At 53.7% G+C, this 22,891-nt stretch carries 22 protein-coding genes; 4 read left to right on the top strand and 18 right to left on the bottom strand.

Annotated elements, in window-relative coordinates; genetic code table 11:
• Nucleotides 1-10: 10 nt before the first annotated feature.
• The 9 genes from ACFPOF_RS23290 to ACFPOF_RS23250 form a co-directional block, all read right to left on the bottom strand.
• Nucleotides 11-1,090 (bottom strand): BMP family lipoprotein, encoded by a 1,080-nt coding sequence (locus ACFPOF_RS23290; protein WP_378137178.1) that lies wholly within the window; start codon nt 1,088-1,090, stop codon nt 11-13.
• A gap of 77 nt (nt 1,091-1,167) precedes the next feature.
• Entirely contained in the window at nt 1,168-1,992 is an 825-nt protein-coding gene (locus ACFPOF_RS23285) for a purine-nucleoside phosphorylase (protein WP_378137176.1), read from the bottom strand.
• Nucleotides 1,993-2,052: 60 nt separating this feature from the next.
• Nucleotides 2,053-3,354 (bottom strand): pyrimidine-nucleoside phosphorylase, encoded by a 1,302-nt coding sequence (locus tag ACFPOF_RS23280; protein WP_378137174.1) that lies wholly within the window; start codon nt 3,352-3,354, stop codon nt 2,053-2,055.
• A 49-nt stretch (nt 3,355-3,403) separates the two neighbouring features.
• A complete protein-coding gene (gene deoC / locus ACFPOF_RS23275; RefSeq protein ID WP_378137172.1) occupies nt 3,404-4,078 on the bottom strand; it encodes a deoxyribose-phosphate aldolase in 675 nt (224 codons plus the stop codon).
• A gap of 42 nt (nt 4,079-4,120) precedes the next feature.
• The gene (locus ACFPOF_RS23270; RefSeq protein WP_378137298.1) at nt 4,121-5,077 is read right to left on the bottom strand and encodes a sugar-binding transcriptional regulator; all 957 of its coding nucleotides are present in this window, start codon (nt 5,075-5,077) and stop codon (nt 4,121-4,123) included.
• Between the two features lie 212 nt (nt 5,078-5,289).
• On the bottom strand, nt 5,290-5,490 hold the full coding sequence (locus ACFPOF_RS23265; RefSeq protein WP_378137170.1) for a DUF3906 family protein: 201 nt from the start codon (nt 5,488-5,490) through the stop codon (nt 5,290-5,292).
• 95 nt (nt 5,491-5,585) lie between these two features.
• The gene (gene pfkA, locus ACFPOF_RS23260; RefSeq protein ID WP_378137168.1) at nt 5,586-6,554 is read right to left on the bottom strand and encodes a 6-phosphofructokinase; all 969 of its coding nucleotides are present in this window, start codon (nt 6,552-6,554) and stop codon (nt 5,586-5,588) included.
• A gap of 51 nt (nt 6,555-6,605) precedes the next feature.
• Entirely contained in the window at nt 6,606-7,685 is a 1,080-nt protein-coding gene (locus ACFPOF_RS23255) for a tetraprenyl-beta-curcumene synthase family protein (protein ID WP_378137166.1), read from the bottom strand.
• A 36-nt stretch (nt 7,686-7,721) separates the two neighbouring features.
• The gene (locus tag ACFPOF_RS23250; RefSeq protein WP_378137164.1) at nt 7,722-8,063 is read right to left on the bottom strand and encodes a hypothetical protein; all 342 of its coding nucleotides are present in this window, start codon (nt 8,061-8,063) and stop codon (nt 7,722-7,724) included.
• A gap of 191 nt (nt 8,064-8,254) precedes the next feature.
• Between ACFPOF_RS23250 and ACFPOF_RS23245 the strand changes: the two genes are divergently transcribed.
• The gene (locus ACFPOF_RS23245; protein WP_378137162.1) at nt 8,255-9,565 is read left to right on the top strand and encodes a multi antimicrobial extrusion protein MatE; all 1,311 of its coding nucleotides are present in this window, start codon (nt 8,255-8,257) and stop codon (nt 9,563-9,565) included.
• 45 nt (nt 9,566-9,610) lie between these two features.
• Entirely contained in the window at nt 9,611-10,768 is a 1,158-nt protein-coding gene (locus ACFPOF_RS23240; protein WP_378137160.1) for an MFS transporter, read from the top strand.
• Between the two features lie 92 nt (nt 10,769-10,860).
• On the opposite strand, the gene ACFPOF_RS23235 is transcribed toward ACFPOF_RS23240, so the two are convergent.
• The 4 genes from ACFPOF_RS23235 to ACFPOF_RS23220 form a co-directional block, all read right to left on the bottom strand.
• A complete protein-coding gene (locus ACFPOF_RS23235; protein WP_378137158.1) occupies nt 10,861-12,198 on the bottom strand; it encodes a hemolysin family protein in 1,338 nt (445 codons plus the stop codon).
• Nucleotides 12,199-12,479: 281 nt separating this feature from the next.
• Complete coding sequence (locus tag ACFPOF_RS23230; protein WP_378137156.1) at nt 12,480-13,796, bottom strand: replication-associated recombination protein A; 1,317 nt, start codon at nt 13,794-13,796, stop codon at nt 12,480-12,482.
• A gap of 106 nt (nt 13,797-13,902) precedes the next feature.
• Nucleotides 13,903-14,958, bottom strand: a complete 1,056-nt coding sequence (locus tag ACFPOF_RS23225) for a CotH kinase family protein (RefSeq protein ID WP_378137154.1) — start codon at nt 14,956-14,958, stop codon at nt 13,903-13,905.
• Nucleotides 14,934-15,446 (bottom strand): hypothetical protein, encoded by a 513-nt coding sequence (locus ACFPOF_RS23220; protein WP_378137152.1) that lies wholly within the window; start codon nt 15,444-15,446, stop codon nt 14,934-14,936. The genes ACFPOF_RS23225 and ACFPOF_RS23220 overlap by 25 nt, the downstream gene beginning before the upstream one ends.
• Nucleotides 15,447-16,114: 668 nt before the next feature.
• Between ACFPOF_RS23220 and ACFPOF_RS23215 the strand changes: the two genes are divergently transcribed.
• Nucleotides 16,115-16,837: a hypothetical protein gene (locus ACFPOF_RS23215; RefSeq protein WP_378137150.1), complete on the top strand. Its 723-nt coding sequence runs from the start codon at nt 16,115-16,117 to the stop codon at nt 16,835-16,837.
• A gap of 56 nt (nt 16,838-16,893) precedes the next feature.
• Nucleotides 16,894-17,550: a DUF2642 domain-containing protein gene (locus tag ACFPOF_RS23210; RefSeq protein ID WP_378137148.1), complete on the top strand. Its 657-nt coding sequence runs from the start codon at nt 16,894-16,896 to the stop codon at nt 17,548-17,550.
• Nucleotides 17,551-17,675: 125 nt separating this feature from the next.
• Here the strand turns inward: ACFPOF_RS23210 and ACFPOF_RS23205 are convergent, their stop codons facing one another.
• From ACFPOF_RS23205 to ACFPOF_RS23185, 5 genes are all read right to left on the bottom strand, one after another.
• The gene (locus tag ACFPOF_RS23205) at nt 17,676-18,320 is read right to left on the bottom strand and encodes a YdeI/OmpD-associated family protein (protein WP_378137146.1); all 645 of its coding nucleotides are present in this window, start codon (nt 18,318-18,320) and stop codon (nt 17,676-17,678) included.
• Nucleotides 18,313-19,074, bottom strand: a complete 762-nt coding sequence (locus ACFPOF_RS23200) for a tRNA threonylcarbamoyladenosine dehydratase (RefSeq protein WP_378137144.1) — start codon at nt 19,072-19,074, stop codon at nt 18,313-18,315. Before ACFPOF_RS23200 ends, ACFPOF_RS23205 begins: the two co-directional genes overlap by 8 nt.
• A 21-nt stretch (nt 19,075-19,095) precedes the next feature.
• Nucleotides 19,096-20,931, bottom strand: coding sequence for an aspartate--tRNA ligase (gene aspS / locus ACFPOF_RS23195; RefSeq protein WP_378137142.1), 1,836 nt, complete (start codon nt 20,929-20,931; stop codon nt 19,096-19,098).
• Between the two features lie 174 nt (nt 20,932-21,105).
• Nucleotides 21,106-22,374: a histidine--tRNA ligase gene (hisS, locus tag ACFPOF_RS23190; protein ID WP_378137140.1), complete on the bottom strand. Its 1,269-nt coding sequence runs from the start codon at nt 22,372-22,374 to the stop codon at nt 21,106-21,108.
• A 52-nt stretch (nt 22,375-22,426) separates the two neighbouring features.
• A complete protein-coding gene (locus ACFPOF_RS23185) occupies nt 22,427-22,636 on the bottom strand; it encodes a hypothetical protein (protein ID WP_378137138.1) in 210 nt (69 codons plus the stop codon).
• Nucleotides 22,637-22,891: the final 255 nt, after the last annotated feature.

The raw sequence follows: 22,891 nt of genomic DNA, 5'->3' as shown, positions 1-22,891 counted from the left end.
CGGTTAATGATTATTGGGCAGTCGGTACTTTGATTTCGCCGCTGATAATTTTTTGCTTGTACTCTTCGACTTTAGCAAGGACGTCTGCCGGTACGTTTTTCGTGGACGTGTCAGGCAAACCTACAGCGTTGTCTTTCAAGCCAAGCGTCGTTATTTTGCCGGCCGGGAACTTTCCGTCGATCATTTCTTTGGAAATGCTGTACACCGCTTCGTCGACACGTTTCAGCATGGACGTCAACGTTACATCGTCGCCGAATTCAAGCGATTGGTCTTTATCTACGCCGATAACCCATACTTTTTTGTCTTTGGCAGCCGTTTTGTTGCGTTCTTTCGCTTCGTTGAATACGCCGTTGCCCGTACCGCCGGATGCGTGGAAAATAATATCTACGCCGTCGTTGTACATAGAAGCTGCTGCTGCTTTACCGAGATCCGCCTTATCGAAAGCGCCTGTGTAGATTTTCTTGATCGTCGCATTTGGGTTAACCGCTTTAACGCCTGCTTCGAAACCGAGGTCGAACCGTTTGATAACCGGAATGTCGATACCGCCGACGAAACCGATTTTATTGGATTTCGTCATCATGCCCGCAACAACGCCAACGAGGAACGAACCTTCGTTCTCTGCGAACGTAATGGATGCTACGTTAGGCGCTTCGACGACGTTATCGATCATCGCCAGTTGCGCATCCGGATTTTTCGCAGCCGCTTCTTTCACCGCGTCACCCATCAGGAAACCGATACCCCAAGTGAGGTTGTATTTCTCGCGGACGAATTGGTTGATGTTCGTCAAGTAGTTCGTCGGCTCTTTGGACTCAAGATATTTTACGCTAGCTCCATGGTCTTTCTTCAGACGTTGCAGACCTTCCCATGCGCTTTGGTTAAACGATTTGTCGTTAACGCCGCCAACGTCGGTAACCATGGCGATTTTGAAGTCTTTGCCGCTCTCGTCTGCAGAAGCGGTAGGGCTGGCGCTTGCGGAAGAGCCCGGGCTTGCCGCACCGTTATTTTTGTTCTCGTTCTTCGCTCCGCAAGCCGTCAAAGCCAGGGAAGCTACGAGCATAACGCTCGTCAATATCTTCGTCGCTTTTTTCATTCAATATCTCTCCTTCGAAAAATGGTTGTATGGATGTGCTGCATAAAAACCGTTGTTGATGGTCGATACACCCGTCGTTACGGCAGTCGAGCGACGATTTCTTTCACAAGCGCGATAAACCGCGGCTTCGTACGGTTCGCCACCTCGATAACTTGCTCGTGCGTAAGCGGCTCGAGCTCTTCGCCGATGGCCATATCCGTCACGCAAGAAATGCCGATGACTTTCATCGCCATATGGCTGGCGACGATCACTTCCGGCACGGTCGACATGCCGACCGCGTCTCCGCCAAGCTTGCGAAGCATAGTCAATTCCGCCGGTGTCATATAAGCGGGACCGCTAATGCCGGCATATACGCCTTGTTGCACTTCGATGCCGAGAGATGCCGCAATTTCCTTAACGAACGACAGCAATTCCGGCGTGTACGCTCTACTCATGTCGGGGAAACGCGGTCCGAGAGTCGGCTCGTTTGCTCCGATCAGCGGATTCGCTCCCGTCATATTCAAGTGGTCGGAGATTAACATGAGATCGCCGGGCTTGAAGCTTGGATTCATACCGCCGCAAGCGTTCGAGACAAACAGGTAATCAACGCCGAGCGCCCGCATCACACGGACGGGAAACGTCACCTCTTGCATCGAATAGCCTTCGTAATAATGGAACCGTCCCTGCATCGCGATGACGGCCTTGCCATGAAGCTGACCGATGACGAGTTGGCCTGCATGTCCTTCGACCGTCGATACCGGGAAATGAGGTATCGTCGCGTAAGGAATACGAACGGCATGCTCGATGTCATCGGCGAGTTCGCCAAGCCCCGAACCCAAAATAAGCCCGATTCGCGGCTGAACGTCGATCTGAGATAGAATGTGCTTTTTCGCCTCTTCCATTCTTTGAAGCAACTGGCCCATTTTTTCTATTCACCCCCTTCAAAGTATGCCCTTGTTCAATTCAGTTTGTCCGCCATTCTTCTATTTAACTTCCCCCACAATGAGGGGTGAAGGCGTAACCTGTCGGTCGCTGATGCCGATCGCCTCGTAAATGATAGCCAGAGCTTCGTCCACCGATTCGGTATTCGCGTGAATGGTGGCAAGCGATTGCCCTTCCTCTACCCGTTCCCCGACTTTCTTGTTCAGGACAATGCCGACCGCGAGGTCGATTTTCGAATCTTTGGTCGCGCGGCCCGCTCCGAGCAACATCGCCGCCACGCCCATGCTTTCAGCAGCGATAGATGACACATAACCGCTTTGCTTGGCTGGCGCTTCGAATCGATATTTAGCCGAAGGCAACTTGTCCGGATCGTCGACAACGGAAACGTCGCCGCCTTGCGCCTCGAGGAAAGTCCGGAACTTCGCGAGCGCTTTACCCGACGAAATCGATTGCTCCAGCATCGAACGGGCATCTTCCTTGCTCTGCGCAACGCCGGCCAGCACGGCCATATGGCTGCCAAGCTCCAGGCAGAGCGACGTCAAATCTTCCGGTCCGACGCCTCTTAGCGTATCGATTGCCTCCCGCACTTCGAGTGCGTTGCCAATCGCCTTGCCTAGCGGCTGACTCATGTCGGACAGAACGGCTACCGTCTTCCGGCCGACCCTATTGCCGATATCCACCATACATGCCGCCAGATCTTCCGCTTCGGACATTTCTTTCATGAAAGCGCCATCCCCGGTCTTGACGTCGAGAACGATCGCATCGGCTCCCGAAGCAATCTTCTTGCTCATGATCGAGCTGGCGATAAGCGGGATCGAATTGACCGTGCCGGTCACGTCTCTGAGTCCGTACAGCTTCTTGTCCGCAGGCGTCAGCTTGTCGCTTTGCCCGATGACGGCGAGACCGTTCCGGTTGACGAGATCGATGAATTGATCGTTATCGATCTCGACGTGAAAGCCCGGCACTGATTCGAGCTTGTCGATCGTCCCGCCCGTATGACCGAGCCCGCGGCCCGACATTTTGGCTACGGGTACCCCGATCGAAGCGACAAGAGGCGCAAGCACGAGCGTTGTCGTATCCCCGACGCCGCCTGTGCTGTGCTTATCGACTTTCACGCCGGCTATGCCGGACAAGTCAATTGTCTCTCCGGAGTGTACCATAGCCATCGTCAGATCAGCTCTCTCGGATGGCGTCATTCCTTTGAAAAAAATCGCCATCGCCATCGCCGACATCTGGTAGTCCGGAATCGAACCTTCCGTATACCCCGCGATCAATGCGTCAATCTCCGCTTTGCTCAATTCGCCGCCGTCGCGCTTTTTCGTAATTAGATCGACTGTTCTCATTTGATTATGCCTCCCCGCGTTTTCGCCTACCGCGAATATCGGAATCGTGTTAGTAGCCTTGACCGACGCCGCCTGTCACGATCGCAATGGAGGAACTCGCACCGAGCCGGGTCGCTCCCGCCTCGATAAGTTTGCGCGCGATGTCCAGATCGCGAACGCCTCCGGAAGCTTTGATGCCCATGTCCGGACCGACGACACTGCGGATAAGCGCGATATCTTCGACCGTCGCTCCGCCTGTACCGAAACCGGTTGACGTCTTAACGAAGTCCGCTCCTGCTTCCTTGCAAAGCAGCGATGCTTGTCGTTTCTCTTCATCCGTCAAGTAACAGGTCTCGATGATGACTTTGAGCGGGGCTTTGCCTTTACAGGCGGCGACTACCGCTTCGATGTCCTGTTTGACCGCTTCCGTCAATCCGGACTTCAGGGCCCCTATGTTCAACACCATATCGATTTCCGTCGCGCCCGCAGCGATAGCGTCCGCCGCTTCCGCCGCTTTGCTTTCCGTCCGGCTGGCGCCGAGAGGGAATCCGACGACAGTCGTCACGCCGACGCCGCTGCCGGCAAGTTCCGCCGACGCTGTCGGCACCCAATAAGGGTTCACGCATACAGTCGCGAAATGGTATTGCTTAGCTTCCTGGCATACTCTTTTAATATCGGCTTCCGTGCTGACGGCCGTAAGTAAAGTGTGATCGATCATCCCCGCAATTTGATCCGGTGTGTACATGTTCACATCTCCTGTTGTCGGACTTGTCTATTAGGTGTTTTCTTACTTTTTGGACTGGTCCATTTTTTTGATCAGCGCCTTGGCCGTGATCTGATCGGTCACAAGCGTGTTGCCGTATTTTCCTTTTAATGCGCCGAAGATCGCGTTTACTTTCGAAGCGCCGCCGGCTACAAGCACGGAATGCTCCTTCGTCCGCAGATCGGCAAGCTCTATGCCGACCGTTCGCTCGTCGAGGCTTGGTAAGCAGATATCGCCGTTTGCGTCGAAGTAGCGCGAACATATATCGCCTACCGCTTTGTTTTTGATCGTCTCCAGCTCATCTTCTCGGAAATAGTTGGAATTGATAAGTACCGAGTCGGAAGTTGGAGAGCCCGCAGTGAATACCGCGATATTCGCGCTTCTGCCGATGTCCATTACTCGACGGATATGTCGGTCCGTCATCATCGACTGCTTCACGAGAATATGATCGACGATGGCGGGCAAATACATGAAATAAGGCGTTACGTTAAAAGCTTTGCCGAACAGATGAACGATTTCCGATGGAGAGATTCGAATGTCCGCATCGCTTACGCCACCGTTTAATTGCACGACAAACGAGTTCGCAAGCGTTTTCTGTTTCAAATGCAAAGCGACCTGATACATCGTCGAACCCCAGGAAGCGCCGATCGTATCGCCGTCTTTGGCGATTTCTGTCACATAGGCCGCAGCGGCTTGACCGATGTACCTTTTGACAATCTCCTCTTCGTATGTGGGCGTAAATGCGACGATGACGTTCTTCAATTGGAACTTGTCCTTGAGCGAAGCTCTCAGCACTTCGACATCTTCCGTCGGATCTTTAATCTCGATTGTGACGATACCTTCTGCTTTCGCCTGCTGCAGAAGGCGCGAGACGGTCGGCCGAGAGACGCCAAGCGCATCCGCGATCTCGCTCTGACTGTAGTCAAGCTGGTAATACAGTTTGGCCGCTTCGATCGCTTTTTTTATTTTGTCGTTATCCAGCAAAAGCCACACCACACACGCAGGATTTTGAAATTCTGTTCATCGAAAATGAAATTATGTTCTTTATATCCGCTATTATAATGGATTATAGCTTTCCGCGCTAGCGCAAAATGCATACTAAAAAACGAACGGCCGATTCCCGACAGGTTCGGCCGTTCGTTTGTTTGTTGTTGCGGATTATGTCGATGTCCGATGGTCAAAAGAGATTGTGTCTACCGCTCCAAAACATAGGCCGTGCCTTTCGCTGCGCGCTTCTTCTCCACGAGTACGATTTCCCGCACTTTCGGCGGAGCAACGAAATATTTGGACAAGTGGGCTTCCGCTTCGTTCATGATTTCTTCATCGGAATCCCCCATGACGATCATATACACTATCTGGTCTTCTAGTGTGACTTCCAGTTTGTATAAATACATGTGCTTTTCCTCCCTATGTTCGGACGATTCAAGGTACAGAAAAGGCCGTTCGGGTTGAACCGCGTAGTTCTCCCCGATCGGCCTTAGGCTTTCGCTTATTGAGACAGGCGCATCGCCAGATTATAGAGATCCAGGTTAAAAGACTTCTTGGAAGAGACGACTTTATCGATATCGGTCGCCACGAATTCTCCTTTAACGATGCCGATGCCTTTCCCGGAATCGCCTTCCATAAGCCGTTGTACCGCAAAATCGGCCAATTGGCTCGCCAATATTCGGTCGTTGTGCGTAGGGGAGCCGCCTCGCTGAATGTGGCCAAGCACCGTAACGCGCGGCTCGATGCCGCTGTATTCGGTAATTTGCTGGGCAACGACGTCGCCGCTGCATACCCCTTCCGCAACGATGACGATGCCGTGGCGTTTGCCTTTTTGGAAATTCTCTTTCATTCGCAGCGAAATATCCTTAATATCATGTGGCACTTCAGGCACGAGTATCGCTTCTGCTCCGCTTGCAAGTCCTGCGTACAAAGCAATATCTCCGCAATGACGTCCCATCACTTCGACGACGGAAGAGCGTTCGTGAGAGGTCATCGTATCGCGCAGCTTGTTGATGGCGTCGACAACGATGCTGACCGCCGTATCGAAGCCAATCGTAAAGTCCGTGAACGGAATATCGTTGTCGATCGTTCCCGGCAACCCCATCGCCTTAATGCCAAGCTTGCTTAATTTGTTCGCCCCTTGATAGGAGCCGTCGCCGCCGATGACGACAAGGCCGTCGATGCCGTTGGCGCGAAGCACTTCAGCACCGCGCTCTTGGCCTTCCGCTGTCATGAATTCCTTGCATCGTGCGGTTTGTAGAATTGTGCCGCCGCGTTGAATAATATCGCCTACGCTGCGCAAGTCCATCGGACGAAGGTCTTCGTTCAGCAGCCCTTGGTAACCGCGTTGCACGCCGTATACTTCCAATCCACGATATAAACCGCTTCTGACAACGGCACGAACAGCCGCATTCATGCCTTGCGAATCTCCTCCGCTTGTCAGTACGGCAATTTTTTTCACTGCGCTCATATCCGATTCCTCCCGAATGTCTTTCAAGTTGATAGTTATGAATTTATGAATTTACAATGCTTTCCTTATCCAATGGCTGTTCAGCCAGAAGAAAACTCTTGTCCAAGGGCTTCCCTTCATGAGTACTTTCGCTGTGCGGCGCACATCCTGCTGGCCCTTTACTTTCGGGTCGGACAAGTAGAGCGCCACAAGCCCTTCTACGATCATCCGGTGAAAATGTCCGAACGGCAGCAGGTCGGCGGAGCGCCTCGCGGCGTTCACCATGAGCCCCATCCGTTCGTTCAGCTCCCGTTGCTCCCCGTAATAGGCACAGAAGTTCAAATCTCCTCCTATGCGGTCTTCTTCCTGATCGATTAAATAATCGAGCAAAATGTGCAGCCCGCATATCGAAGGAAAATAGTGCTCGCGAATTTCATTTGCCTGAGTCTCGGTCAGGGATGCGTCGGACGCTGCGAGAAACAGCATAAACATTCCGAGCGTCGAACCGGTAGCGGCCGCGAACTCGTTCCATTTAAGCTGAGGATACCGGGGGGCGTGCTTCTCCCACCAGTGAAGCAATTCCTCTTCTCGTTTCGCGTGGTCGATATGCTTGTAAACTTGCAAATCGCCATACAAGCTTACCAATTCGACGACATGGCTCTGAACAAGCCCATAGGAAGGAAGCAGCGCGATCGACTCCCGGCATTTCGCCGCAAGCGCGTTTAAGTAACCTCCATCGTCCTGCTCCTCGCGAAGCGCATAATAATTCGCCGGTTCCGCTCCAGGCGTAACCGCATCGATCATACTTTGGTGCAACAGTCTGAAGTCGTTAGGGTCAAGCGACGTGCTGCGGTCGCATAGATTGTCCAAGTAATCGCTGATCGTCTGCAGGGCTACGATTAGAGGAATCAGGACATGTCTCTGGCCGAGGTTCGCAGCCGCGTACACGCCGCCGCCTTCGCAATGAAATTGCTTGGCGTTCATACTGTCTATCGCTTGCTTCCGAAGCTCCGGGTCTGGAATCGCATTCGCCCGCGATCGCCACAAACCAAGCTCGGATCGAACTTCCGGCAGTATGTATCGATATACCCTGCCCATGAGCGATACTGCCCCTTTAGGGGGGAGCCCAGGGAGGAGATTGCTGCTTGTCATTTCATCGTACCTCCGTCTTGCTCGATGCATTATCCGTTATCCGGAATGCGGCTTATCGCCGCCCAGCTCCTGCTGAATTCGGAACCATATGTTCAGATCGTTGATTCTGCTGGCCAAGTCGGAAATATCGTCATTGATGCGGCAGCTATGTGCGAAATCTTCTTCCTCGAACAATTGCTGCTGTTTCTCGCGAATGCTAGCCTCGAACGCGAAAATACGATCCGGAATCGTGCCCCGTATCATCTCCCATCGTCCAAGTACCGCGATCTGGCGATCGGTCGCAAGCGTCTCCCAGTCTTCCGTTAAATGCGGGAGCCAAATGCCGTGCCTTTCGCTATATAAAAATTGACCGTCGAGCCAAGATTCCGCGGCTCGCATCGGCGTCACCTGCCCTATTCCGAAAGCCTATAAAAATGCATTATTCTTTAATTTATCACTTCGAAGCTCCGAAATCCAGCATTAATCGTTGCAAAATCCTCCCACGAATCGACGCAAATATCTGTTATAATACAAGCTGTTCCGATCGTTCCCGCTCAAAACAACACGATTCGTGATTCGGAGGGGCAATTATGCCAGACGATACAGAGCCGGTCTCCTTGAGACGGCTTTTCCTGTTTTTCATTCCGATGGGCATTTCCGTGCTGCTGATTAACTTATCCCACGTGATCATCAACGGCACGCTCGCGCGCTCCGATAATCCGGAATTAATTCTCGCCGGTTACGCGCTGGCCATGAGCTTGCTAGGCGTTACGGAGAAACCCGCCGTGCTGTTCCGCCAGACGTGCTCCGCGCTCGTCCGCGACCGGACTTCGTTCAGGCCCGTTCGATACGTCAGCTTCTACGTCTTCGGCTCGTCGTTGCTGCTTGGTGCACTCGTAGCTTATACGCCTCTTGGACATTGGGTGTTTGGCCTTGCTTACGGCGCCGACCCGGAAGTCGAGAGGGAAGCGATCCACTCGTACTGCGCGCTGATGTTCTTGTCCGTCTTCTCGGGCATCCGATGTTTGTATCAAGGCGTCATTATTTATAAAATGCGAACACGTTGGCTGACGATCGCGATGATATTCAGACTAGGCGGGATGTTCGCACTGTCACAATATTTCCTTTCAGTCGGCGTCAACAGTGCGATGCAGGGGACGACAATCTTCGTCTTCGGCATGATCATTGAAGCTTCCATCAGTTGGTGGGAAGCCAATCGGCTGCTTAAGCAAATGCCGGAGAAGGACCCTAACTGTCACGTCACACAGCCTAAGCAGGTCGCCGCTTTCTACAACCCGCTGCTGTACTCTTCCTTAATCGTCGTATGGCTAATGCCGATTCTGAATGCGCTGCTCGGTACGACGACGAGGGGAACGCTGGCCGTCGCTTCGTTCGCCGTCGCGGGCAGCCTGATGAATCTCGTGCTCGGATTTTTTACCTATTTCCACCAGATCGCTTTGCTATTCGTAAAATCGCATCCGTCCGTCGTACGGCAATTCGTTCTTCTGCTCGGTTTTGTTCCGCCGCTGTTGATGACATTGCTCGCCTTTACGCCGATTGGTCCATGGATGTTCGCGCACGTGCTCGGTGTAAAGGACGAACTGCTCGAAGCGTGTATTCACGCGCTCCGCGGATTTCTTCCGTTCGTGCTCATCTTCCCTTGGCTCGACACGCTGAATGGCATCGTGATGGCGCACGGCGAGACAAAGCTGATGTTCGGCTCCCAGCTCGCGAATGCGATCATAACCGCAATCAGCATCGTGTTGCTCGTCTGGATGCTGCCGGACTGGAGCGGCGCTCTCGGTTCGCTCGCCCAGTCGTTCGGCCTGTTCGCGGAACTTTTCTTCCTCGCTTGGCTGTTCCGCAGAAGGCATATGAACGACGCCAAACCTGCATCCTAAGCGGAACACCATAGACTTGATAGAAAGACAGGTGTCTTCTTCAAAATGGTTCGACAAAACGATATGCCCGGCCAATTGTTCGTACTGCGTACAATGCAATTCGCCAACTACGCGATGATGGTTCTGCTCGTCACTTATTTCCCGCTTTACTTCGCCAGCCTTGGCTTCTCAAAACTTCAGATAGGCGCGATTTATTCCGTCGGACCGTTCCTGTCGATCGTTTCCAATATCGCGGTTGGCCTGCTTAGCGATCGAACGAAAAGCTTAAGACGCATTCTGACTATTCTTTATCTCATGCAAATATTGGCGCTGTCCTTGCTGCTTCCCCAGAAAGAATTCGGTATCATGGCCGGCATTATGGCGATGTTTTATTTGTTTCAGACACCCATCAACTCGATGCTCGACGGTGTCTCGCTGCTTGCCGCCGACAGAATGAACCGAAGTTTTCCGTCCATCCGCATGTTCGGTTCGCTCGGATACGCTCTGTGTGCGATCTTATTCGGTTACGTACTCAAGGCATATGGTTCGGATTTGACGATCTGGCTAACGCTTGGGACACTCGCAGTTTCCTTTGTCTTCTCTTTGCTCATCGCAGACTTTCAAGGTTCGCTGCGTAAGTTCGAATTCAGCGGGCTATGGCAGTTGCTTCGCAAAAGGGAAACGGTCGTTTTCTTCGTGCTTATTATGCTTGTTTCCATCCCGCACCGGATGAACGAAGGCTTCCTCTCCCTCGCAATGCGGGAAATCGGCGCCGACGACTCGGTCATCGGCTATGCCTCGCTGGCCTCCGCCGCGAGCGAAATACCGATGTTTTTCCTGCTCTCGAAGTTCGGCCATCGCTTCCGCGAATTACCTTTGCTCGCCGTCGCCAGCTTCTTCTACGTCATACGCCTCAGCCTGCTCAGCACGGTCAACGATCCTTGGATGGTAGTCGCATTGCAGTTGATGCATTCGGTCACTTTCGGAATCTTCTACATTACGGCGCTGCGTAGCCTTCAGGCGCTCATTCCCGACGAATACCGTTCCTCGGGGCAAGCCGTTTTCGCTGTTGTCTGGTCCGGACTCGCCGGATTGATCGCCGGTACGCTCGGCGGATGGCTGTCCGACGCGTTCGGTTTGTCTTACGTCTTTCGCATTGGCGCTGTAGTCGCCCTCGTCGGCGCCATCGGCTTCCTTTTCGTTCATATTCGGCGGGACAGCTAAGCTATATTGGAAAGACTCCCCAAAAACCAAAACAGGAGACCCCTCGCAGGGCCTCCCAGCAACTCTAAATATGATGGCGTGAATCTCAACCGTTACCCCGTCTCTGCCTGAAGCTCCCACTCCGCATCGTCCGTACGCGTCACTAGCACCCGGGAAATGCGGAGATGATCGGTTTCTTCGATCGTGAACCGAAGCCCTTCCTGAGAGACGACGAATTGATTTTTCTTCGGAGGATTCTCGATCTGCGAATAAATCCAACCGCCTATCGTATCGTAATCTTCTGTCGAAATATCAAGTCCGAAGAAACTGTTCACCTCTTCGATCAACATCAAACCGTTAATCGAGTAAGTGCTGTCGTCTTTGCGCTCGACGTCCGGGCGCTCTTCGTCGAATTCGTCCTGAATTTCTCCAACGATCTCTTCCATGATATCTTCCAATGTAACAAGACCCGAAGTTCCGCCATATTCATCGATCAAAATCGCAATTTGCGTTTTTCTCTTCTGCATCAGCTTTAGCAAAGCGCTGATCGGCATGCTCTCCGGCACTGTCGTCATCGGCCGCATCAGCTCGCGAATATCGTGTATCGAATTGTCGGATGCTTTAAGCAAATCTTTAATATGCACGAATCCGATAATGTTATCTTTGTCTTTCTCGCACACCGGGTAACGCGTATGCATCTCCCGTAAGGCGATCGCTTTGTTTTCCTCGAACGACAAGTTGCCGTACAAGCAACTCATTTCCGTTCTTGGAATCATAATTTCGCGCGCGTTCGTCTCCGCGAAATCGAAAATGTTATCCACCAGCGTAAGCTCTGTCTTGTCGATCAAACCGCTCTCGTGGCTTTCCTTCACCAAAATACGGATTTCTTCCTCCGTATGCGCGGAGTTCGAAGCTTCCTTCGTATCGATTCCGAAAGGTCGGAGAAGCATGCCTGCCGTTCCGTTAAGCAGCCAAATAAATGGACTCATCACTTTACGGAAATAGATCAGAGGTCTGGCCGTCCATAACGTTACCGTCTCGGATTTGCGAATGGCTACGGTTTTCGGCATCAGCTCGCCAAGAACGATGTGTAGTACCGTGATAAACGTGAATCCGATAACAAACGAGATCGGGTGAATGAGCGATTCGCTGGCACCCGTCGATTCAAATATCGGTTCCAGCATTCTGGCGATCGCGGGCTCGCCAATCCAACCCAGACCTAGCGACGCAAGCGTAATACCGAGCTGGCAGGCGGACAAGTAAGCGTCGAGGTTCTCCACCAAGTGGGAAGCGTTTTTCGCTTTCTTATGCCCTTCCTGCGCAAGCGTGTCGATTCTTGAGCTGCGCACTTTGACCATGGCGAATTCCGCCGCGACGAAAAAACCGTTCAAAAATACCAAAACTGCAATCAGGACCAGGTCCACGCTGAGTGGAAAGGGGTCACCATCCAAATAATTCCCTATTCTCGCCTCTCGGGAGAATAGGTACACCTCCTTTGTATTGTCGCAATCCTATCGCGCATGATTGCGAATTTGCCTAACATTATGACTTTACTAGCTGTTCTATATAGCTTAGACCGTTTGTGCCTCCCCGTCAAACTTCGGTTGAAGGCGCAATTCGCCGTAGTATCCATCTGTATTCGCTTATGCCTGCCACCTATGCCGGATTTTCGAACAATACGGCTGGATATCCCCGAATCGGACCGAATCGAGCGGATTTCTCGCTTGTCCGATCATTTTCGCCCGTTCCCCCGCCGTTTCGCCTGATTCTGGCGAATTTTGTCCTCCATTCCCTGCTCGGTCGCTTCATAGAACGTCGGCGAAGAGAGTTTATCAGGGTAATAGTTTTGCTCGACATAGTGCCCTGGATAGTCGTGCGGGTATTTATAGCCGACATGACCGAGCTTCGTCGCGCCGCTGTAATGTGTATCTCGCAAGGGGAGCGGCACTTCCGCCGACTTCATCCGTTCGAATGCCGCCTGCATTTTGCCGATCGTAACCGCAATCGCATTCGACTTCGGGCTTTCGACCGCGAACAGAATCGCTTGAGCAACGATATATTTGGCTTCGGGCCAGCCGATTCTGTGGTACGCCTCCATCGCGCTGACCGCCTGCACCATCGCTTGCGGATTCGCAAGGCCGATGTCCTCGCTGCAGGCGACCGTGAGCCGACGAAGGAACACCATCGGGTCCATCCCCAGCTTGTCCACCGCGTACAAGAACCAGAAGAGCGCGGCGTCACTTGAGCCTCTTACGCTCTTGTGGAACGCCGACAGCACATCGTATTGCGTTGATTCATCCGCCTGCACGGTTGGCTGGCGAATCGATTCCTCCGCCACGTCCACCGTCACGCGAACCGAACCATCCGGCTCGGAAGGCGTAGTCACCGCGGCTAACTCCAGCGCGGTCAGCGCCCGCCGAATGTCTCCGTTCGCCATCGAGGCGATATGTTCAAGAGCATCTTCGTTGACACTCAGCTTCATAAAGCCGAGCCCTTTCTCCTTGTCCGCCAACGCCCGTCGCATCGCAAGCAAGGAGTGTGTTTTCGTCAGCGGCTCGAGCCGGAATAGCGTCGACCGCGACAGCAATGCCCCGTTGACCGAATGGAACGGATTTTCCGTCGTTGCGCCAATGAAGATGATGATGCCCCGCTCGACAGCAGGCAGAAGCGCATCCTGACGGGCGCTGTTGAATCGATGAACTTCGTCCAGGAACAAAATCGTCTTTCGGCCGTACATGTTCTTGTTCCGTTCCGCTTGTTCGATCACTTCCCGGACATCCTTCACGGTCGCGTCCACCGCATTCAGTCTGACAAAATCGCCCTCCGTCTGCTTGGAAATAATGTGCGCGAGCGTCGTCTTCCCGCAGCCCGGCGGACCGAATAGCAAAATCGAAGAAACGACATCCCCTTCAATCGCCCTTCTAAGCAGTTTGCCGGGCCCGACGATATGCTCCTGACCGATGTATTCCTCGAGCGTCTCTGGCCGCATCCGATCTGCTAGAAGCCTCGCACGCGGCTCGGCTTGCTCGCCGAAACTGAATAAATCCATAGTTGATCCGCCTTTCTGCTCTTCAATCATAACAGAAACGCGTCATGACAGGAAGATAACAAGAACTGACGTTCTCGTCGGTAAGGATTCGAATTACACTTTCCGATCAAAGCCGTTCCAACTCGGAAGCAACGATCGACCTCCGGGATCTGATATAATCGCGAATGACGTACGACTCCCCTTGAAAAACGGAATAATGATATTTGCGATTGTCGTCTTCTCGCACATAAGGAGCGATTCGGTTCAACATGCGGTAGACGACGGGCATAAGCACACTTTCCCGGAACGGTCCGTTCAGGGCGTCCTGTAGAATGCGCTTATATTGAAGCCTCGCGCTCTCGAAGCCGAGCAGCTTGCGAGTGAGCTGGTTATAGCCGGACACTTCCACGAGGTCTGCATCGACAAGTCTGCCATAGCAATTCCGTCCCCACGAGCCTTCGTAATCCCAAGGAATCATTCGCAGCTTACCGTTCGCCCTGCTTCGATACAACGCATAATTTTGCTCGAACCCGTCGTAATTGCCGGTAAGCACCGCACCTGCCAGCCAGCGTAAATACACGTTCACATCGATATGGGAACGTATAAAGGATTCCGCTTTGGAGCCTTGAAAAGTATTGATACCGCGAATAAGCGCCTTGAGCTTCGTCTTCTCCGAAGCATCGCCAAACCTGTACTCGTAACCGGACATCAGCGAGCTTTTCTTCTCGTTCGTCTCCGAATTGTACAAGCTGAAATCAGCCCTATTGTTGATTGCATAAAACAAAGCGGAAGCACCGATTTTCCTTCTGCGGAAAAACAACCTGCCCACGCCTTCAATTTCCAAATAAATGCCCATCGGGCGCCCGTTGATTCTGAGCATCACATGTTTCGTTCTCGGCGCAGGCACCCCAATCATCGGAAAAAAAGCGAAACTGAGCGCATTACGAATCATCGATGGATCGTCGTACTCGGCGTTATAATGGAAAGATTGGTTTTGGCCGACGACTTCGTACGAGCGTTTCGGGTAACTGCGCGTATGTCCTCCCCGATACCGAACTTTGGCCGCTATCAATCGTTCGTTCGTCGACATCTTGCAAGGAACGAATTGATCGTTCCATAAATTTTTCTCCAACTGCTCGCTTGCCGTATCGCTAATGATCAGTGTCCTGACCGGAAGAGCCATTCGGTTCCCGCCTTTCCTCTTACAGCGTCATTCGTCTTCATCAGCGTATGTCGCCCCGGCATTCGCGGAAACGGCGATTGACTACGGACAGAACAAAAAAGAAGGCTCCATCCGCTGGCTTCGCTGCCTTGGATGAGCCTTCTATACGTACAGAAATGCAGATCGTTATTTCTTGCCGCGCCCTGAACGACCCGAGCGTCCGGCCTTGCCCGTGCGCCCCGAACGGCCACTGGTTCCTGTGCGCCCGCTTCTTCCGCTTTTGCCGCTTTTGCCACTCTTACCGCTTTTACCGCTCTTTTCACTTTTGCCGCTCTTTCCGCTCTTTCCGCTTTTTCCGCTTTTGCCGCCCGGGCCCGACTTGCCTCCGGATTTACCGCATGATTTTCCACTGCTATGATGCCCACTGCTGTGATCACCGCTGCTGTGCCCGCTACTGTGACCGCTGCTATGATGTCCACTGCTATGATGTCCACTGCTATGATGTCCACTGCTGTGACCACCGCCAGGACCGCTGCTATGACCACTGCTATGATGGCCGCTACTGTGATGACCGCTGCTATGTTGCCCCGACGAATGGTGACCCGAAGTATTGTGGCCTGTTGTACGATTGCCCCAGTCTCCCCACGTTCGATCCCCGGTTTTCCGGCCTTCTTTCTCCTTATCCGGTTTAGTTTCGCATTTCTTCTTTTTCCAGCCTCCGTTGTTGCCTCCTTTATTGCCGCCTCCGACAACCTTCCAACAGTTGCACTTGCGGTAACGCCTTGATGGACGGACTTTTGTCGTTCCATGTCCTTTAATGAGCAATGATGCTGCACCTCCAATATGAAGATGCTTCAGTCTATGAGGACAATGCCGCCCCCGATAGAGACAAGCGCAGAAGAAAAGGCAAAAAGAGGCGCTTTTATCCTTGCAATTCGCGGATTTTGCGAGGTACTCGGACAACCAACCGTATCTCTCGTTCGCTAGGGCTCATAAATATAGATTACAAACTCACTTCCCCCACAAGTGCAAAGGAGGGACAAAGTATAAGGGTAATCATTTCGAGACACGTGCATGCATACGGATGTCCCGCTTACTCGTAGCTTGGCCTATGTTTGATGAATCTATCAAAAAGTTTTAAACATCGATTTTCCCATTACGGAAGGAGAATGAACCTATGTTCTGCGGATTCTGGCAACCTAGTCAACCTGCACCACAGGTCCAACCAAGAGCAACGATGCCCGCCCCACGCCCTAACGTCAGCCAACCGCGGCCGACGCCGAACGTAATGAATGCCCAATTCCTTATCGGCAAAAACGTCCGCATCAACCGCGGCGGACCCGATAGCGTTCAAGGGGTCCTGGTCGCCACTCCCGCCAACTTTCTCGTCGTGCTGTCCGAAGGCGTAATCGTGTTTGTCAACGGCATTCACGTCAAAAGCATTACGGAAGGAGTCAGCGGAGGTCGATCCGGCGGCAAATCCGGAGGACGTTCCGGAGGCAAATCCGGAGGACGTTCCGGAGGCAGATCGCACGGCTTCAGCGGCCATAAGAGCATCATCACGGCGTCCAGCTTCCACGGCGTCTTGACTCGTCTGCGCCATAAGCATATCCAAATCAACCGCGGCGGCCCCGAGAAACTGGACGGCTTCCTGGCGGAAGTTTCCTCCAACGAAGTTCTGCTCATCGTGAACCGCGAGCTCGTGCGCATTCCGATTTTCCACATCAAGAACGTCAGCCTGTCCTTGAAGAGCAGCGGCAACAAATCCGGCGGCAACAAAAACAACAATAATAAAAGCAATAACAAAAAATCATCCGGAGGCAACAAATCTAGCGGTGGCAAATCCGGCAACAACAAACGGAGCGGGGGGAGCCGGGGCAATCGCGGAGGCAAAAGCTAACCCGATTCGCACCAAGGTTCAACCGTAGCCGCAAAGGAGGTGCTCCCGCTGATCCCATGAAAACGTACCTGAACCAACCTGTATTGCTAACCGTTTCCGGCATCCGGCTTCCCGTCAAAGGCAGGCTTATCGATCTTGGCCCAGACATTCTCGTTCTGCATAACGGCATTCAATTCCTGTACGTTCCTCTCGTTCACGTGCAGCAATTAACGAGGTGTCCGCCTTATGAATCGAATTTCGGTGAACCGTCCGAACCACCGCTTGATCCGGCGATGGATTTGTCCTACCGCAAAGTGCTGTTGAATGCTAAGGGCATTTTCTCCGAGCTTTACATCGCCGGCAGCCAGACTGTGCACGGATACGTGACGAGCATCATGAACGATTTCTTCGTTTTCTATTCGCCGATGTTCCGATCTTTGTACGTCTCCATGCGCCATTTGAAAATACTCGTTCCTTACGATCCGCACACGACGCCTTATGCACTAGAGCAGGAGAAATTCCCCGTCCATCCCGCAACGGCGTCACTTGCGCGGACGTTCGACCAGCAACTCAGGAAATTCGAGAACGAATTTGTTATTCTCGATTTGGGAGAACATCCCGAGAAAATCGGTTTGCTGAAGTCCGTCCAGAACAATCTCGTCGAAATGGTTACCGCGGACGGCGCTAGCACTTTTATTCATCTTGATCACGTCAAAACGATTCACCGTCCTTAAGTTCTACAACCTGTCAACCGACCGAATGGCATCCTCCCTCCCATACGATATAGAAAAGGCTACTCCGGACGATTAACCCGGAATAGCCTTCTTTTTTTTGCATGTGGCGTTCTTTTTTCGCTTGTTTATTGTTTGTCCGACGGCCGTTTTAATCCTGCGGCAAGCTTCTCCACAGTCTTACCTATACGGGCGATGCGCGTCTCTTCCTTCTTCGCTTCGTTGATCCACTGGATGTATTCCTTCCGGTGGGAAGGCGCAAGCTTATCAAATGCGTGCGCGGCATCCGAGTTGCCGGCCAAAGCCGCCAACAGTTCGGCCGGCGGCTCGACTAAGACCGCAGCTTCGCTACCGGCAGCTTTCGCAGCCGGCCTCGGTCTCGCCCCCGCCGCTCCGACAGGGCGGAATCGCATCGCCGACCAAGTGTCGTCGACGGACACGAGCGAGACGCCTTCCCATCCAGCGGCAATCACCGGCTCCCACCCTTTGTCGCGATGGAGATCGGTTTTGATTTTCGAAGTCCCTTTCGGATAGCAAAGCCAGACGATCGCCTCTGCACGCGCAGCTCGCAGCGCCGCAGGCGCAAGGCGGACAACGTCATCCGAGCTGTAAGCGAACAGTTGGACATAGTCGTACGCGCCTTGAGACGCGGGATCTGGATTTACGTCCGCGGGGACAAGCCCGACCTTTTCCGCGAAGCCTTCCGGTGCGCCGTATAGGGCAATCGCACCTACTGCCGGCACCCTTAGCTTTTTCACCAGTGCCTCATCCATGAGGATACTCCGTTTTTTTCAGCAAGTTTTTGAACACGACACTGACCATGATCAGCCCTGCGACAGGCGGCACGAACGCGTTACTGGACGGCGGTTGCTGCGCTTTGCGAATATCTTTCGGCGCGGTATCCGGCACGATCTTCTCCGTAATGTCCGAGCGTGGCTTGATCGGATCCTCAGTTGAGAAAACGACTTCTACGCCTTTTTTGATCCCTTGCTCACGCAGCTTCCGGCGAATGACCCGTGCAATCGGGTCGACGGTCGTCTTGGAGATGTCAGCCACTTTGAAGCGCGACGGGTCCATTTTGTTAGCCGCGCCCATGCTGGAGATGATCGGGATGCGACGCTCAAGACATTGTTTGATCAAGTGGATTTTGTACGAGATCGTATCGGACGCGTCTACGACGTAATCGAGAGGGTACTTGAACAGTTCCTCGTATGTTTCCTCCGTATAGAACATCCGCAGCGCAATAACGTCGCAATCCGGATTAATCAGCTTGATGCGCTCTTTCATCAACTCCGCTTTCGGTTGACCGACAGTTGTCGTCAGCGCGTGAATTTGCCGGTTGATGTTCGTAATGTCGACGACGTCTTTATCGATTAGGATAATGCGGCCGATGCCGGAGCGTGCGAGCGCCTCCGCCGCAATGCCGCCGACGCCGCCAATGCCGAGTACAGCGACAGTGCTGTTCTTGAGCGTCTCCAAGCCTTCCGGACCGATAGCCAGTTCCGTGCGCGAAAATTGGTGCAACATCGGGTGTACCGCTCCCTTCGCTTAGCCTTGGCTAGTCGTCGCTTCCGCTTGGCCCTCAGCGACTGCTCCAGAAGCTTTCGCTTGAGCCGCGACCGCTTTGGCGGACAGGCGGACGTGAAGATCGTCGAGCTGACGTTCCGTGACCGGCGTCGGTGCGTCGAACAGCAAGTCGGTCGCGCTGGCCGTTTTCGGGAAAGCGATCGTTTCGCGCAAGTTCGTGCGGCCAGTCAGCAACATGATGAGACGGTCAAGACCGAAGGCGATGCCGCCATGCGGAGGCGTGCCATACTCGAACGCGTCTAGGAAGTAACCGAATTGCTCTTGCGCCTCTTCTGTCGAGAAGCCGAGCGCACCGAACATTTTCTCTTGCACGTCGCGGCGGTAAATCCGCATCGAGCCGCCTCCGACTTCGTAACCGTTCAGCACGATGTCGTACGCTTGCGCGCGGATCGCGCCCGGATCGGAATCGAACAGCGGCAAATCTTCGTCGGCCGGACGGGTAAACGGATGGTGCAAAGCAACGAATCGTTTGCTTTCTTCATCCCATTCGAGCAGCGGGAAGTCGACGACCCACAGGAATTTGTATGCTTTGTTGTCAATCAGGCCGAGGTCGCGGCCGATTTTCTGACGCAGGTTGCCCATGACATCGGCCGCCGTCTTCAGCTTATCGGCGGAGAACGTCAGCAAGTCGCCTTCTTCGACGTTCAGACGTTCGGTCAGCGCCGCGATTTCTTCTTCTTTGAAGAACTTCACGATCGGGCCGTTCCATTTGCCTTCCTTCACCGTAATCCAGGCGATCCCTTTACCGCCGTAACGCGCGGCGAACGGCTGCAGGTCGTCAAGTTCCTTGCGGCTCCAGCTTGCGCAGCCTTTGGCGTTCAGCGCCTTGACGACGCCTCCGGAAGCGGCGACGGACGCGAATACTTTCACATCGCTGCCTTTGACAATATCCGTTACGTCCTTGATCTCGAGATCGAAGCGGAGATCCGGCTTGTCGGAACCGTATTTGTGAATGGCGTCATGGTAAGACAGACGTTGGAACGGCGTAGGAACCTCGACGCCGATCGTCTCGCGGAACAGACGCGCCAACAGCTCTTCCATCATCGTCAGCAGTTGGTCTTGCGACAGGAACGACGTCTCGATGTCGACTTGCGTGAATTCCGGCTGACGGTCTGCACGTAGGTCTTCGTCGCGGAAGCAACGCGCCACTTGATAATAGCGTTCGATGCCGCCGATCATGAGCAATTGCTTAAATTGCTGCGGAGATTGCGGCAGGGCGAAAAATTCACCCGGATGCACCCGGCTAGGCACGAGGTAATCACGCGCGCCTTCCGGCGTGCTTCTCGTCAAAATCGGCGTCTCTACGTCGATAAAGCCGTTCTCGTCTAGGAAGTCGCGGAATACTTTCGTCGCTTTGGAGCGGAGAAGCAACGTCTTCTGCATTTCCGGACGACGCAAGTCGAGGTAACGGTATTTCAGGCGGAGCGATTCGTCGACTTCGACGCCGTCTTCAATCGGGAACGGAGGCGTCTTGGCGGCGTTGATCACTTCGACTTCAAGCGCCTGGATTTCGATCTCGCCGGTCGCAAGGTTCGGGTTAAACGTCTCGGGATCGCGTTCGACGACGTTGCCTTTTACAGACAACACATACTCGTTACGTGCACGGCTTGCGATATCAAGCGCCTGACCGGAGAAAGCCGGGTTAAAAACGACTTGAACGATGCCCGTGCGGTCGCGAAGATCGATGAACAAAATGCCTCCGAAGTCGCGCCAGCCTTGCACCCATCCGTTCAGGACGACCGATTGGCCGACATTCTCTTTCGTAATCGTTCCGCAGTTCGTGTTTTTGAGCAACATGGTAAAAGAATCCCCTTTTCTTAAGTCGAGTTGGTTGAAATGATGTCTGATCTCACGTTGACGCTTGCGATTTGCCGTTTCACGGCTGTCTGGCGAGTTCATTTGTGCGCTTAGTGGGGCCGTAGTTGCGTTTGGCGCAACTACGGCGCAGGAAGCTCAGCGCCAGCCGCAAATTCAGCTATTCACGACGAACGTCCGCACCGCATTCGCCAGATCGTCCAGCTTAACCGCTTGCTGCGAGCCGCCCGTAACCGGTCGAAGCGAGATTTCCCCACGATCCAGCTCGTCTTCACCCAGCACAGCAACGCAACGAGCACCGCTGCGCTCCGCCGCTTTGAACTGTGCTTTCGTCTTGCGGCCGAGATAATCTTTCTCCGCCGCGACTCCGGCGCTCCGAAGCCGGTGCACGATTCCAGGCACCGCTTTCTCTGCCCGTTCGCCGAGCGGTACGACGTACACATCCGGCGCGTTGTTCAGCTCCAGCTTGACGTTCTGGCTTTCGAGCAGCAGTATCGTCCGTTCGAGGCCTAAGCCGAAACCTACGCCCGGACGGTCTTCTCCGCCGATTGCGGAGACAAGGCCATTGTAGCGGCCGCCCCCGCCTATCGTGTCGATCGCGCCGATACCCTGCGCTTTGTACTCGAACGCGGTGTGCGTGTAGTAATCCAAACCACGAACGAGTCGAGGATTGATATTATACGGCACGTCCATTTCGTCCAGGCATTCGCGAACCCGGGCAAAGTGTGTCTCGCACTCTTCGTCCAGGCTATCCAGAATCGACGGCGCCCCCCCGAATTTGTCCTGGTCGACTTTGCAATCGAGCACGCGCAGCGGATTGCGATCCATCCGATTTCTGCAATCATCGCACAACGTGTCTTTGATCGGCGTCAGGAAGCCTAGCAGCTTCTCGCGGAAGGCCGCGCGCACGGCAGGCGTACCGACGGAGTTCAAGTCGATCGTGACGCCGGTCAAACCGAGCTCCCGATAAAAAGCATATCCGAGTGCAATAACCTCGGCATCCAAAGCCGGGTCCGTCGAACCAATCGCCTCGACACCGAATTGGTGGAACTGGCGATAACGCCCTGCCTGCGCCCGCTCGTAACGAAACATCGGTCCCATGTAGTACAGCTTGGCGGTATCCGGCTCCCCGTATAGCTTGTTTTCGACATAGGCCCGCACGACGCCGGCCGTCCCTTCCGGACGCAGCGTCAAGCTGTTTGGCGGCGTGTGCCGGTCGAAGAATGTGTACATTTCCTTCTCGACGATATCCGTCGTCTCGCCGACACCTCGCTTGAACAGCTCAGTGCCTTCGAAGATCGGAGTGCGGATTTCCTGATACCGGTACGTCCGGCACAGCTCCCTCGCCTTGTTCTCGACAAACTGCCACAATGCGCTTTTCCCCGGCAAAATATCCTGTGTGCCCGAAGGCTTCTGGTAACCCATTTCGACCATCCCTCCTGCGAAAAAATAAAAAGCTCCCGTCCTCGACAATCCTCTAAGGATCGTCGGGGACGAGAGCGCGATCATCATGCTCCCGCGGTGCCACCCGTCGTTCAAGCCGGTTTGTTGCCGAACCGTTCCACTCCGGAACGCTCCGCCACGACTTGCTCTTCAACCGAATAACGCCCGGCCGCGCCGCAATGCTACTGAACGTTGCCGCAATAGCGACTGTCGTTCGCATCGGGTTCTCGAGGGTGTCTTTCATCCGTTCGTCGCCGGAAAGCTTACAGCCGAAGGCTTTCCTCTCTGGGGGCGCAGGTGACGGTTTACTTCTCCCTGTCATCAAATCTGAAGGCTATGCAACAATTGTTATTATTGTAGTCATTCAGTCGATGCCTGTCAAGGGAGCTCGCGACACGAGTGTCGTTGTGCTGTGATAATGTCACCCTATAACTGTTCTGAGATAATGTCACTATGAGACAGGAGACAGTGACATTGAGCAGAGCCGAATTGAAGAAGG

Origin of the sequence: Cohnella soli (assembly GCF_042655525.1) — a bacterium.
Classification (GTDB): domain Bacteria; phylum Bacillota; class Bacilli; order Paenibacillales; family Paenibacillaceae; genus Cohnella; species Cohnella soli.
This window is presented reverse-complemented; position numbering and strand designations above follow the sequence as displayed.